Origin of the sequence: Amycolatopsis sp. NPDC089917 (genome assembly GCF_040684635.1) — a bacterium.
GTDB lineage: Bacteria > Actinomycetota > Actinomycetes > Mycobacteriales > Pseudonocardiaceae > Amycolatopsis.
On sequence record NZ_JBFBGL010000102.1, the window covers coordinates 8,541 to 20,313 of the forward strand.

General features: G+C 69.3%; 14 protein-coding genes. 4 read left to right on the forward strand and 10 right to left on the reverse strand.

What is annotated here, in order from left to right:
- Positions 1-172: 172 nt before the first annotated feature.
- From AB0N89_RS38955 to AB0N89_RS38965, 3 genes are all read right to left on the reverse strand, one after another.
- Positions 173-526 carry a beta/gamma crystallin domain-containing protein gene (locus AB0N89_RS38955; protein ID WP_364216040.1) on the reverse strand — a complete coding sequence of 118 codons (354 nt, stop codon included), beginning with the start codon at positions 524-526 and terminating at the stop codon, positions 173-175.
- Between the two features lie 16 nt (positions 527-542).
- The gene (locus tag AB0N89_RS38960; RefSeq protein WP_364216043.1) at positions 543-896 is read right to left on the reverse strand and encodes a beta/gamma crystallin domain-containing protein; all 354 of its coding nucleotides are present in this window, start codon (positions 894-896) and stop codon (positions 543-545) included.
- Positions 897-1,034: 138 nt separating this feature from the next.
- Positions 1,035-1,622 carry a hypothetical protein gene (locus tag AB0N89_RS38965; RefSeq protein ID WP_364216046.1) on the reverse strand — a complete coding sequence of 196 codons (588 nt, stop codon included), beginning with the start codon at positions 1,620-1,622 and terminating at the stop codon, positions 1,035-1,037.
- Positions 1,623-1,768: 146 nt separating this feature from the next.
- On the opposite strand from AB0N89_RS38965, the gene AB0N89_RS38970 reads away from it, so the two are divergent.
- Positions 1,769-2,449 carry a peptidylprolyl isomerase gene (locus AB0N89_RS38970; protein ID WP_364216085.1) on the forward strand — a complete coding sequence of 227 codons (681 nt, stop codon included), beginning with the start codon at positions 1,769-1,771 and terminating at the stop codon, positions 2,447-2,449.
- On the opposite strand, the gene AB0N89_RS38975 is transcribed toward AB0N89_RS38970, so the two are convergent.
- Positions 2,446-3,825 (reverse strand): PLP-dependent aminotransferase family protein, encoded by a 1,380-nt coding sequence (locus tag AB0N89_RS38975; protein ID WP_364216049.1) that lies wholly within the window; start codon positions 3,823-3,825, stop codon positions 2,446-2,448. The genes AB0N89_RS38970 and AB0N89_RS38975 overlap by 4 nt on opposite strands.
- 46 nt (positions 3,826-3,871) lie before the next feature.
- Here AB0N89_RS38975 and AB0N89_RS38980 point away from each other — a divergent pair, with 46 nt between their 5' ends.
- Positions 3,872-4,336 (forward strand): carboxymuconolactone decarboxylase family protein, encoded by a 465-nt coding sequence (locus AB0N89_RS38980; RefSeq protein WP_364216052.1) that lies wholly within the window; start codon positions 3,872-3,874, stop codon positions 4,334-4,336.
- On the forward strand, positions 4,333-5,073 hold the full coding sequence (locus AB0N89_RS38985) for an isocitrate lyase/phosphoenolpyruvate mutase family protein (RefSeq protein WP_364216055.1): 741 nt from the start codon (positions 4,333-4,335) through the stop codon (positions 5,071-5,073). The genes AB0N89_RS38980 and AB0N89_RS38985 overlap by 4 nt, the downstream gene beginning before the upstream one ends.
- Positions 5,074-5,130: 57 nt before the next feature.
- Here the strand turns inward: AB0N89_RS38985 and AB0N89_RS38990 are convergent, their stop codons facing one another.
- The 6 genes from AB0N89_RS38990 to AB0N89_RS39015 all read right to left on the reverse strand — a co-directional run bounded on the left by AB0N89_RS38990 (position 5,131) and on the right by AB0N89_RS39015 (position 11,055).
- Positions 5,131-6,759 (reverse strand): cation acetate symporter, encoded by a 1,629-nt coding sequence (locus AB0N89_RS38990; protein ID WP_364216058.1) that lies wholly within the window; start codon positions 6,757-6,759, stop codon positions 5,131-5,133.
- A complete protein-coding gene (locus AB0N89_RS38995) occupies positions 6,756-7,097 on the reverse strand; it encodes a DUF485 domain-containing protein (RefSeq protein WP_364216061.1) in 342 nt (113 codons plus the stop codon). Before AB0N89_RS38995 ends, AB0N89_RS38990 begins: the two co-directional genes overlap by 4 nt.
- 67 nt (positions 7,098-7,164) lie before the next feature.
- Positions 7,165-8,898, reverse strand: a complete 1,734-nt coding sequence (locus AB0N89_RS39000) for a cation acetate symporter (protein WP_364216064.1) — start codon at positions 8,896-8,898, stop codon at positions 7,165-7,167.
- Positions 8,898-9,245 (reverse strand): hypothetical protein, encoded by a 348-nt coding sequence (locus AB0N89_RS39005; protein WP_364216067.1) that lies wholly within the window; start codon positions 9,243-9,245, stop codon positions 8,898-8,900. The genes AB0N89_RS39000 and AB0N89_RS39005 overlap by 1 nt, the downstream gene beginning before the upstream one ends.
- Entirely contained in the window at positions 9,242-10,012 is a 771-nt protein-coding gene (locus tag AB0N89_RS39010) for a LytTR family DNA-binding domain-containing protein (protein WP_364216074.1), read from the reverse strand. The genes AB0N89_RS39005 and AB0N89_RS39010 overlap by 4 nt, the downstream gene beginning before the upstream one ends.
- Positions 10,009-11,055 (reverse strand): histidine kinase, encoded by a 1,047-nt coding sequence (locus tag AB0N89_RS39015; protein ID WP_364216076.1) that lies wholly within the window; start codon positions 11,053-11,055, stop codon positions 10,009-10,011. The genes AB0N89_RS39010 and AB0N89_RS39015 overlap by 4 nt, the downstream gene beginning before the upstream one ends.
- A gap of 71 nt (positions 11,056-11,126) precedes the next feature.
- Here AB0N89_RS39015 and AB0N89_RS39020 point away from each other — a divergent pair, with 71 nt between their 5' ends.
- Positions 11,127-11,603: a hypothetical protein gene (locus tag AB0N89_RS39020; protein WP_364216079.1), complete on the forward strand. Its 477-nt coding sequence runs from the start codon at positions 11,127-11,129 to the stop codon at positions 11,601-11,603.
- Positions 11,604-11,773 lie beyond the last annotated feature (170 nt).

Sequence of the window (11,773 nt, forward strand, 5' to 3'; positions counted from 1 at the left end):
CTCTCCGGCGGGGGCGCTTGTGGGGTTTGGGGGCCGCGAAAGCCACTTTCGGGACGTCTGATGCCCTGAAAGTGGCTTTCGCGACGTCGGATCCTGCTGGAGCACCGCTTACCTCATCTGCGCTGCACCGAGCACCAGGGCAGTACGCCACGTTCGAGACGATGAGCCGTATTCAGAGAATCTCGATGACGCGGACCTTCGGCGGACGGTTCGGGAAACTGATGTCGGTCCACCTGTTGATTCTGACGTCGGAACCATTGCTGTCGTAATAGATCAGATCGTTGTTGCCGGTGTAGATCCGGTCGATCCACCAACCGCCGAAGCCGATCCGCCCGCGGTTGGCGTAGCAGTCGACGCTGCTGCTCCCGCCGAGATGCGACCAGATCTTCAGGAAGTTCTCGCCGTCGCGGCAGGGGACGTGGTCGATGGCGAACGACGTCCCGGTCGGCACCAGCAGGCTGAACGCGGCGGCAGCGGCGGCCGCCACGGCCAGGACGCGCCGGGCCTTCTTCTTGGCCGAGATCATGTGTTCTCCTTGGCGGTCAGAGGATCTCGATGTAATTGACCCGCGGCGGGCGGTTCGGGTACGTGATGATCGTCCACCGGTTGACTCTCACCGAATCTCCGTTGGCGTCGCTGTAGATGAGGTCGTTGTTGCCCGTCTCGATCTTGTCCACCCACCAGCCGCCGAAGCCGATCCGGCCGCGGTTGGCGTAGCAGTCCACGCTGTCCCGGCCGTTGAGGTGCGACCAGATCTTCAGGAAGTTCTCCCCGGCGCGGCAGGGGATGTGGTCGATGGCGAACGACGTCCCGGTCGGGACGACCATCGTGAACATGGCGGCAGCGGCGGCCGCCATGGCCGCGATCCGGCCCGCCGTCTTCTTGCTCGAGATCACAGAATTCTCCTTTAGTGAATGGGAAAAGGAGTGTGCGTCGTGCGTCTTCGAGCATCTCGATCGCGGGTGGGCGATGTCAATTTCCCGGCGGTTTCACGGGTGCTTCGGGGCAGGCAAGTGTGGCCGTCCGTGCAGCGGTCAGAATTCGACGTACATCTTGATGTCGCCGAAGTCGCTGTCGAGGTTGTCCAAATGGCCGATCGCGTCCTCTTTCCAGATCTCGAGCTGGTCGGTCTCGTCGAACGTGAGTCGTTCGCCCGCGGCGACCTTGTGGGCGTAGTCCGTGATCGTGACGGTCTGCCCCCGGCAGAACTCGACGCGTTCCAGGAACCTGTCGGCCATGTCGGGGTCGAAGACGCGCCCCATCCGGACGTAGCCGTTGTTGATGTGCTCCTCGCAGTAGAAGTGCGCGGCGGCGGAGGCGACCCATTCGGTCAGCGACGGGTCGCGAGGCGGCCACTTCCCGCGGACGTGCGACTTGATCTCCCTCGCGAGCCGGACGACCCGGCGCCGTTCGAGGTCGCTCAGCCCGTCCTCCTTGCGGAAGTCGAGGATCATGTCGTCGACGACCTTGGCGAGCCGGAGCACGCGGGGTTTGTCGAGTTCGGCCGGTTTCTCCGGCGGCAGCCCCGCCATGACCCGTTCGTGCACCAGGACGTACTGCGTGTACGCGTAGAGGAAGGTCAGCGCGTTCAGCTGCCATTGGTGTCGTTCGGCGATCTCCACGGATCCGACCCTAACCGCGCACCTACTTCCGGACCTGTGTGAGCGGCGGGGATTCACCCTATGCTCTCCTCTTCGTCCACGGCTGGGAGGCAGGAACCGTGCAGAGGATCGCGAAAGTCTTTGTTGCTGTGCTGGGCGCCGGGCTGATGCTCGCGGCCGGCACCGGAACGGCGTCCGCGGAGGGCGCGCCGCCGAAGGTCACGAAGGGACCTTGTCAGTACACGCAGACCCCGGAGGACCCGGCCGTGCGCCCGGTCCCGTTGCCGCCGGACCCCCGTCACACGCCGAGCCGGGGCAAGGTGCCGGTGCAGCTGAAGACGAACCAGGGCAAGATCGACCTGACCCTCGATCGGGCGAAGGCGCCCTGCACGGTGCAGAGTTTCCTGCACCTGGCGACGCACCGGTTCTACGACCGCACGACCTGCCACCGGCTGACCTCGTATCCGACCTTGAAGGTGCTGCAGTGCGGTGACCCGAGCGGCACCGGCGAGGGCGGTCCGGGCTACAAGTACAAGGACGAGCTGCCCGTCGGCCTTCCGCCCGCGCCGACCGACCCGACCGGCGAGCGCAAGGTGTACGCGCGGGGCGTCCTCGCGATGGCCAACGCGGGCCCGGCGACGAACGGGAGCCAGTTCTTCGTCGTGTACGGCGACTCCGCGCTGCGCCCGAACTACACGATCTTCGGCACCGTCGGCCACGAAGGCCTCGAAACCCTGGACGACGTCGCCGCCGGCGGGATCAAGCCGACCCCGGAGAACCCCGCGCCGGTCGACGGCGCCCCGGTACTGAAGACCGACATCCTCCGGGCGCGCCCCTGGTTCTGCTAGGTGACCTCGAAGATGGCCTCGCGCAAGGCCTGGGTGGCGCCGCCGAAAGCGTGCTTCGCGGCGGCGCCGTACCCGATGATGAGCCCTTCGCGTCGCGGCTCGCCGATCCAGTAGCCGCTGAGCCCTTCGAGCCCGATCGCGCGACGGCGGCACGCGGCGATCACCTCCATTTCCCGGGGGAGTTCCCCGGGAAACTGGAGGACCAGGTGCAGACCGGCGGAGATCCCCTGCGGCAGCACGGAATCCGGCAACGCCGCGAGCAGCCGGTCGCGCCGGGAGCGGTACTCGATCCGGCAGCGGCGGATGTGCTGGTCGTAGGCGCCCGATTCGATCAGCTCGGCCATCGCCAGCTGGTCCAGCAGCGCGGGCCGGGCGCCGCTCGCGGCCAGCTCCGCGCGCACCGGTTCGACCAGGAACCGCGGCAGCACCATCCAGCCCAGCCGCAGCGACGGCGCGAGCGTCTTGCTCGTCGTCCCCACGTACACCACCCGTTCGGGTGCCAGCGCCTGGAGCGCGCCGACCTGCTGGTGGTCGAACCGGAACTCGCCGTCGTAGTCGTCCTCGATGACGACGGCGCCGGTATCCTCCGCCCATCGGGTGAGTTCCGCCCGTCGCCGGGGAGCGAGCGTGACACCCAGCGGGTACTGGTGCGCCGGGGTGACCACCACCGCCGGACTGTCCAAAGCGGACACCGTGATCCCGTGGTCGTCGACCGGGACGCCGACCACGCGGGGACCGTTGGCGGCGGCGATGTTCCGGTAGATGTGCAGGGACGGGTTCTCGAACGCGATCTCCTCCGCGCCGCGCGCGCGCAGGACCCTCGCCAGGATCGCGATCGCGTGCGAGAACCCGGAGCACACGATGATGCGCTCGGGGTCCGCGATCACGCCGCGGCTCCTCGCGAGGTACGCGGCGAGCGTCTCCCGCAGTTCCGTCGTCCCTGATTCGGCCGTGTAGTCGAACGCCGACATCGGCGCCTGGTGCAGGGCGTGGCGGGTCGCCGCGAGCCAGGCCGACCGGGGGAACGCGGACAGGTTCGGCCTGCCGGGCCGCAGGTCCCAGCGCGGCGCCGGGTCGCGGGGGACCGGCCTCGGCGCCGACGCCGGCAGCGCGCCCGCCGTCGCGACGCGGGTCGGGGCGCCCTGCGCGGTCCTCAAGTACCCCTCGGCGGCGAGATCGGCGTAGACGCGGGTGACCGTGCCCCTGGCCACGCCGAGATCCTGCGCCAATGCCCTGGTCGAGGGCACCGTGGCGCCCGCCTGCCAGCGTCCTTCCCGGATGGCCGCGCGGATCGCCGTGGCGAGCCCGGTCCGGCCGCTTTCCGGTTGCCAGTCCAGGTGGACGTCCATTCCCGAACTGGACCACGATTCCGCCATGTGACTGGACCATACTCGTGGGCCAGTCGGCGCTAGATTCGCAGGTATGACCGAGCGAATCCACCTGGGCAAGCGAGTGCCCGAGATCTACCAGGCCATGTCGAAGCTGCAGGCCGAAGTCGAGAAGGCCGCCGCCAACGCCGGTGTCGACCAGAAGATCCTCGAACTGGTGAAGATGCGCGCTTCTCAGATCAACCACTGCGCGTTCTGCCTCGACATGCACTCCCACGAAGCGGTGCAGCAGGGCGAGTCGCCGCGGCGGCTGTACGTGCTGCAGGGCTGGCGCGAGACCGAACTCTTCACCGAGCAGGAGCGCGCCGCGCTGGCGCTGACCGAGGCGATGACCACCGTCGCCACCCTCCACGACGTCCCGGACGACGTCTACGAAGAGGCGACGCGGGTCTTCGACGAGGCGCAGTACCGCGCCGTCGCGTGGGAGGTCATCGCGATCAACAGCTGGAACCGGATGTGCGTGACCAGCCACGCGCCGCTGCCCGAGCGCGCCGAATGACCGCGGCGCTCCTGCGGGAACTGCATGTCGCGGGTACTCCGTTGGTCTTGCCGAACGCGTGGGACGCCGACAACGCGCGGCTCGTGGAAGCCGCCGGCTTTCCCGTCGTGGCGACGAGTTCCTTCGCCATCGCCAAGGTTCTCGGGTACGACGACGGGGAGGGCGCGCCCGTCGAGGAGATGTTCGCGGCGGCCGGGAGGATCGCGCGGGCGGTCTCCGTTCCGGTGACCGTCGACGCGGAAGGCGGGTACGGCCTCGAAGCGGCGGAACTCGCGACGAGGCTGGCCGAGGCGGGTGCCGTCGGCTGCAACTACGAGGACACCGATCACGCTTCCGGGGGACTGCGGTCGCTGGAGGCGCAGGCGGACCGGATCGCGGAGTTGCGGAAGGCCACCGGGGACGCGCTGGTGATCAACGCCCGTGTCGACGTCTTCCTCGGCGCGTCCGACGAGCGGGCCGTCCTGGATGACGCGATCGCGCGGGCCAAGGCCTACTTCGAGGCGGGAGCGGACTGCGTCTACCCGATCATGGTCAAGTCGCCGGATGCGCTGGCCGAGTTCGTGAAGGCCGTCGCGCCGGGCGCGGTCAACGCCGCCCCGATGCCCGGGGGCCCCGATCTCTCCGCGCTCGCCGAACTGGGGGTGGCGCGGATCTCGCTGGGCACCGGCCTGTGGAAGTCCGTTCGCGCGGACATCGAGGCGAAACTGGCCGGGGTGGCAGCGGGGAAGCTGCCGTAGTGAGAACCGGGACGGTGCGGCCGGGGGCGTTGGATGCCGGCCGCACCGTCCCGGCGACTAGTGGGCGACGGCCTTCTCGGCGCCCGCGCCGGTGAGGGACCGGACCTCCATCTCGGCGTATTTCTTCTGGTTGTGTTCCTTGGACAGCACGGTGCCGAGCCAGCCGAGGAAGAACGCGATCGGGATGGAGACGATGCCGGGGTTGTCGAGCGGGAACCAGTGGAAGTCGACGCCCTGGATCATCGAGGCGCTCTTCCCGGTCTTGGCGTCGACGGGCTTGCCCGAGACGGCCGGGGAGAAGATGATCAGGACGATGCAGACCGCGAGTCCGCCGTAGATGCTCCATAGCGCGCCTTGGGTGTTGAAGCGTTTCCAGAACAGCGAGTAGAGGATGGTCGGCAGGTTCGCCGACGCCGCCACCGCGAACGCCAGCGCCACCAGGAACGCGATGTTCTGCCCGTTGGCGAGGATGCCGCCGAGGATCGCGACGGCGCCGATCACCAGCGCGGTGATCCGGGCGACCTTCACCTCCGAAGCCGGGGTCGCCTTGCCCTTCTTGATCACGTTGGCGTAGACGTCGTGCGCGAACGACGCCGACGCCGTGATCGTCAGGCCCGCGACCACCGCGAGGATCGTCGCGAAGGCGATCGCGGCGATCAGGCCGAGCAGGATCGGGCCGCCGAGTTCGAGCGCCAGCAACGGAGCCGCGGAGTTCACGCCACCGGGCGCCGCCTTGATCTTGTCCGCGCCGACCAGCGCGCCCGCGCCGTAGCCGAGCACCAGGGTGAACAGGTAGAAGACGCCGATCAGGCCGATCGCCCACACCACGGAACGGCGGGCTTCCTTCGCCGTCGGCACCGTGTAGAAGCGCATCAGGACGTGCGGCAGACCCGCGGTGCCGAGCACCAGCGCGATGCCGAGCGACAGGAAGTCCAGCTTGGTGGTGCCGGTCTTGCCGTACTGGTTGCCCGGTCCGAGCAGCGCCTCACCGGCCTTGCCCGCCTTGTCCACGGCGCCTTGCAGCAGCGAGGAAAGGTTGAAGCCGTACATGCCGAGCACCCACAGCGTCATCGCCAGCGCGCCGACGATGAGCAGCGCCGCCTTGATGATCTGGACCCAGGTGGTGCCCTTCATGCCGCCGATGAGCACGTAGGCGATCATGATGATGCCGACGATCACGATGATCGCGGCCTGCCCGGCCTTGCTCTCGATCCCGAGCAGCAGCGCGACGAGGCCACCGGCGCCCGCCATCTGCGCGAGCAGGTAGAAGAACGACACGGCCAGGGTGGACGTCGCCGCCGCGGCCCGCACCGGACGCTGCTTCATCCGGAACGCCAGCACGTCGCCCATGGTGAACTTGCCGGTGTTGCGCAGCAGTTCCGCGACCAGCAGCAGCGCGACCAGCCACGCCACCAGGAAGCCGATGGAGTAGAGGAAGCCGTCGTAGCCGTAGACGGCGATCGCGCCCGCGATCCCGAGGAACGACGCGGCGGACAGGTAGTCACCGGCGATGGCGACGCCGTTCTGCGGACCGGTGAACGCGCGGCCCGCGGCGTAGTAGTCCGACGCCGTCTTCGTGTTGCGGCTGGCGCGGAACACGACGAACAGCGTCACCACCACGAAGAGGCCGAAGATGGTGATGTTGAGTGCGGGGTTGCTTCCCTCGACTCCGGCGGCGAGTGTCATTTGGTCTCACTCTCGAGGTCCGTGCGGATCTTCTCCGCGATGGGGTCGAGTTTCTTGTTCGCGTAGCGGACGTAGAGCCCGGTGATCACGAACGTCGACACGAACTGCAGCAGACCGAAGACCAGGCCGACGGTGATGTTGCCGACCAGCTTCGTGCTCATGAAGCCGTGCGCGTAGTCGGCGAGCAGCACGTAGAGCAGGTACCAGACGAGGAACAGCGCCGAGACGGGGAAGACGAACCGGCGCAGTCGCGAGCGCAGCTCCTTGAACTCAGGGCTGTCGTGGGCCTTGTCCCAGTCCACGTCGGGCGGACCCTGAGTGTCCGTTTCGGTACTCATCGTGCTCTCCTCGCGCCGCGAATGTGTTCCGCGACACGTTAGGGAGGGGGCCTGACGACCGGAACCTTCAGCGGTTCAAACGCCTGCCGAGACGACGAACGGTCGACGAACGGTGGTCGGACCACGACGAAGGGGTCTCGGCCGTGCGATCGTCCAGGTGCAGCCGCAGCATGGCGGCCGTGGACCAGGCGGGTGGCCTTCCCCGCCAGGAAACCACGATCATCACGCCGAATGCCAGTGGAACCGACCACGGCGCGGGCTGTGAGACCAGGATCGCGGGCAGACCGCTCAGCCCGGGGGCGAACAGGGCCACGAGGATCGAGCCCGAAGACGCGACGAGTCCGGTGAGGACGCCGCTGATCGCGCCGGCCGCGGTGAGCCGGTTCCACCAGATGCCGAGTACCAGCAACGGGCAGAAGGTCGACGCGGCCACGGTGAAACCCCAGGTGACGAGGACGCCCGCGTCCAATCTGGCCGACGGCAGCGCGAGCAGGACCATCACCGCCGCGGCCCCGAGCACCGACCACCGCAGTCTCCGCAGGCCGCCGGGCGCCAGGTCGTGCGCGATCGCGCCGGAGATCACCAGCAGGAGACCGAGCGAAGTCGCCAGGAACGCGGCGAACGCGCCCGCCGTCAGCAATCCGGTGAACAGCGACCCCGCCCAGCCGTCGTCGACCTGCGCCGGCAACGCGACGACGACGGTGTCCGTCGTGCCGGAGACGTACAGCTCCGGCACCAGTACTCGGCCGAGGACGCCGTAAACCCCTGGGAACAGGTAGAAAACGCCGAGCAGGGCGACGGTGATCGCCGCGGTCCGGCGGGCGGCGCGGCCGTCCGGGCTGGTGTGGAAACGCATCAGGACGTGCGGCAGGCCCATCGTGCCGAGCATGGTCGCGATCAGGATCGCCCACGTGCCCAGCAGCGGGTAGCCGTGGTCGCCGAGGTCGAGCAGCGGCCGCTGCCAGTCCGGCCCGCCCAGCGGGGCACCGCCCCGGACGGCGGGAACAGGTGTGCCCGAAGCGAATTCCAGCGTCTCGCCGCTCCTGGCCACCAGCTCTCCCGGTGGCACGACGTGCTTTTCCGGGGTGAGCAGCGTGGTCGGCTCGCGCAGGGTCAGCGTCACGTCGATCTCGAAGGACAGCTTGGTGTCGCGCGCGAAGTGGGTGAACTCCACCGGATGCACCGAAGCCGATCGTTCCTCCGGGGAGACCTGTGAGACCAGCCAGATCGCGGGAATGAGGAACAGCAGCAGTTTCAGCACGAACTGGAACGCCTGGACGTAGGTCGCCGCGCGCATCCCGCCGAGCGCCAGTGTCGCGCTGACGGCGGTGCCCGCGATGACCACGCCGACCCAGTACGGCGTCCCGCCGACGGCGGTCAGTACGAGCCCAGCGGTGCGGAATTGCGGGACCAGGTAAAGGGTTCCGATCACCAGGACGACGAGCGCGGCGAGACGGCGCAGCGCGGGGGAGGCGAGCCGGGCTTCGGCGAAGTCCGGCACGGTGAGCGCGCCGGAACGCCGCATCGGCGCCGCGACGAGCACCAGCATCGCGATGTATCCGGCGGTGAAGCCGACCGGGTACCAGAGCGCGCCGATGCCGTCCTTCACCACCAGGCCCGCGACGCCGAGGAACGACGCCGCGGACAGGTATTCGCCGGAGACCGCGGCGGAGTTGACCAGCGGCGAGATCCGGCGCGAGGCGACGAGGAAGTCCGACGTCGTGCGCATGGCGGCGACGCCACGCAACCCGATCAGCAAGGTGACCAGCACGACGGGGGCCACCGCGAACGCGGCCACCACTACTCGTCCTCGATCTTTTCCGCCCGGCGCAGCTGCCACCACGAAAGCAGCGCCATGGCCGGGTACGGGAGGATCGCGATCATCAGCCACGACAGCGGGATCCCCAGCAGCCGCACCGAATCCAGCCCGGGGAACAGTCCGAACACCAGCGGGAGCCCGAAAACCAGCCCGAACATCCCGGCCAGCGCGGGAAGCCCGCGACGGCGCTGGGCGCGGTAGAGCCGGTCCGCGCGTTCGGCGTCGCCCGCGGCCAGCCGGGGGACACGCCAGCGTCCGCGCGCCCGGCGCCGCGAGTGCGCGAGCCGGGTCTGCGGACTGGTGACGGCGACCCGTTTGACGCGGCTCACGCGCGGCTCCCGCGGCCCAGCTCACCGCGTTGCGCGGCGGCGAGCAGCCTGTCCCGCAGGTCGCGCGCGTGACGGCGGCTCACCGGGACGTCGCCCGCCTCGGTGTGCGCGAGCAGCCCGCCGGTGGTGTCGCTGCGTAGTTCGAGCACCGCGTCCACGGCCAGCAGGAAACCCCGGTGCACGCGGGTGAAACCCGTTCCCTCCCAATACTCTTCGAGCCGGGAGATGGGCATCCGGGTGACGTGCACGCCGGATTTCGTGTGCAGCCGGACGTAGTCGCCGTGCGCTTCGACGAACTGGACGTCGTCGCGCCGGACGTACCGTGTGCGCCCGCCGGATTCCACCGGCAGCGCGGACATCGCGTCCGGCGCGGGTTTCGGCTCGTCGGCCTGGTTGCCCGCCATCCGGACCACTTTGGACAGTGCGGCGGACAGGCGTTCCGCGCGGACCGGCTTGAGCAGGTAGTCGACCGCGCCGATGCCGTACGCGGCGACGGCGTGCCCGTCGTGCGCGGTGACGAACACGATCACCGGTGGTTCGCTGAGCCGCGCCAGCAGCGAGGCGAGTTCGAGCCCGTCGAGGCCGGGCATGGAGATGTCGAGGAAGACAGCGTCGAAATGGCTTCCCTGCAACATCTTCAGCGCGGTGAGGGCGTCACCGGCCGCGACCACCTCGGCGACTTCCGGCGCCTCGCGCAGCAGGCTGCACAGCTCGTCGAGGGCGGGCGGGACGTCGTCGACCGCCAGCACCCGCAACCCGTTCGTCACGGCAGGACCCCCGGCTGGAATCGGGGCACGCGCACCACGACCCTGGTGCCCGCGCCGGTCTCGGTCTCGACCGTCAGGCCGTACCACGGCCCGTAGACGCTGCGCAGTCGTCTGTCCACATTGGCCAGTCCGACGCCGCCGTCGTCGCCGCGCCCGGCCAGGATCGCCGCCGCGCGGGCGGGGTCCATGCCGAGACCGTCGTCCTCGACGCTGATCACGCAGTCGTTCCCTTCCGCCATACCCTGCACCTGGATGAACCCGGCCTCGGCGCGCGGTTCGATGCCGTGCCGGATCGCGTTCTCCACCAACGGTTCCAGCACGAGATACGGCACCGCGACGGCCAAGACCTCCGGCGCGACGCGCACCTGCACCCGAAGCCGCTCGCCGAGTACCGCCCGCTGTAACGCCAAGTAGGTCTCGATGGCGCGGAACTCCTCGGCGACCATCGTGTACTCGCCGTGCCGGGCGAGGCTGTAGCGGGTGTACTCGGCGAAGTCGAGCATGAGGTCGCGCGCGCGATCCGGATCGGAGCGGACCAGCGACGAGATCACGGTGAGCGCGTTGTAGACGAAATGCGGGGAGATCTCGGCCCGCAGCGCGCGCAGTTCCGCCTCCGCGGCCTGCTCGGCGGACGCTTCCAGCCGTCCGCGTTCGAGCGCGTGGACGACGAGTTCGGCGGCCTGCCGGGCGACGGCGTTCGTTCCCCCGGCGACCAGGAGGACGCCGGCCAATTCGTCGTGGACGTGCAGCGGAAGCGCCAGCAGCCCGGGTTCGGACACCGGCGTCTCGGAATGGAGGACCTCGTCGAGCGCCGAGGCGACGACGTCATCGGCCGCCGGACGGCCGGACCAGAGGAGCGAGCCGGACAGGTCGGTGAGCCCGAGACCGGGGACGCCGAACAGCCTTCGAAGGCCGTGGGTGGCGTGGCGGGCGCGGGGTCCGGCGAGGCCGTCCATGAGATCGTCGGAGACGCGCTGGGCGGCGGCGAGCACCGGTACCGGATCCGCGGTCGCGGCGGGACGCCAGGGCAGACGGGTGGTCATCCGGCCTCCTCCGCGACGTCGAGGTTCGAATCCTAACGTCGGTACGTGGTTTCGCCGGTTACGCTCCGGACATGGTCTCCGGTGATGCAGTGGTGCTGCGCCTGGACGTCGTGATGCGTCGGCTCGCGCTGGTCGGTTTCGTGGTCTTCGGCGGGGGCGGCGTGGTGGCTGTTGTCGTATCCCTGCGCGGGTCTTCGTACGGGGTCGTGTTCGGGCTGCTCAGCGTGGCTTTCGCGGGGCTGATCCTGCTCGCCCTGCGGCGTTCGGCCTCGGTGCTGACGCTGTCGGCCTCGGGCTTCGCGGTGCCGGGCGTCTTCGAGGTCCGGTGGACCGAGGTGACGCGGCTGCGGGTCTGGCGGGAGAAGCGCCGGGTGGGGCGGTGGATGCACTGGTGGCACTACCGGCTGTCGTGGTCGGGTGCCGGGCCTTCAGCGCTGCTGGAGGACGGGGAATACGCGTACGCGCTGGGGCATCTGGGCGGGGGCGCCGCGCTTTACGCAGGTCTCGCGCGCTTCGCTCCCGCTGGGGTGGTTGAACTCGCGCAGTGAGTGGGTCCCGGGTGTCATGAGGGGTCCCCATGGGACATGAGGGTGTGGTTGGTCGGCCCAGCGTCGCTGGCGTGTTGTGGCTTTCACAACACGTGCTGAGGGGTCCCGGATGTCATGAAAGGGTCGTTCAGGACGAAAAACGTCCTGAACGACCCTTTCAAGAACACAGC

Coding starts and splice junctions, on each gene's coding strand:
- AB0N89_RS38980 (WP_364216052.1), top strand. CDS start 3,872: ATGACCGAGCGAATCCACCTGGGCAAGCGAGTGCCCGAGATCTACCAG.
- AB0N89_RS38970 (WP_364216085.1), top strand. CDS start 1,769: ATGCTCGCGGCCGGCACCGGAACGGCGTCCGCGGAGGGCGCGCCGCCG.
- AB0N89_RS38985 (WP_364216055.1), top strand. CDS start 4,333: ATGACCGCGGCGCTCCTGCGGGAACTGCATGTCGCGGGTACTCCGTTG.
- AB0N89_RS39020 (WP_364216079.1), top strand. CDS start 11,127: ATGGTCTCCGGTGATGCAGTGGTGCTGCGCCTGGACGTCGTGATGCGT.
- AB0N89_RS38995 (WP_364216061.1), bottom strand. CDS start 7,097: ATGAGTACCGAAACGGACACTCAGGGTCCGCCCGACGTGGACTGGGAC.
- AB0N89_RS38955 (WP_364216040.1), bottom strand. CDS start 526: ATGATCTCGGCCAAGAAGAAGGCCCGGCGCGTCCTGGCCGTGGCGGCC.
- AB0N89_RS38990 (WP_364216058.1), bottom strand. CDS start 6,759: ATGACACTCGCCGCCGGAGTCGAGGGAAGCAACCCCGCACTCAACATC.
- AB0N89_RS38975 (WP_364216049.1), bottom strand. CDS start 3,825: ATGGCGGAATCGTGGTCCAGTTCGGGAATGGACGTCCACCTGGACTGG.
- AB0N89_RS39015 (WP_364216076.1), bottom strand. CDS start 11,055: ATGACCACCCGTCTGCCCTGGCGTCCCGCCGCGACCGCGGATCCGGTA.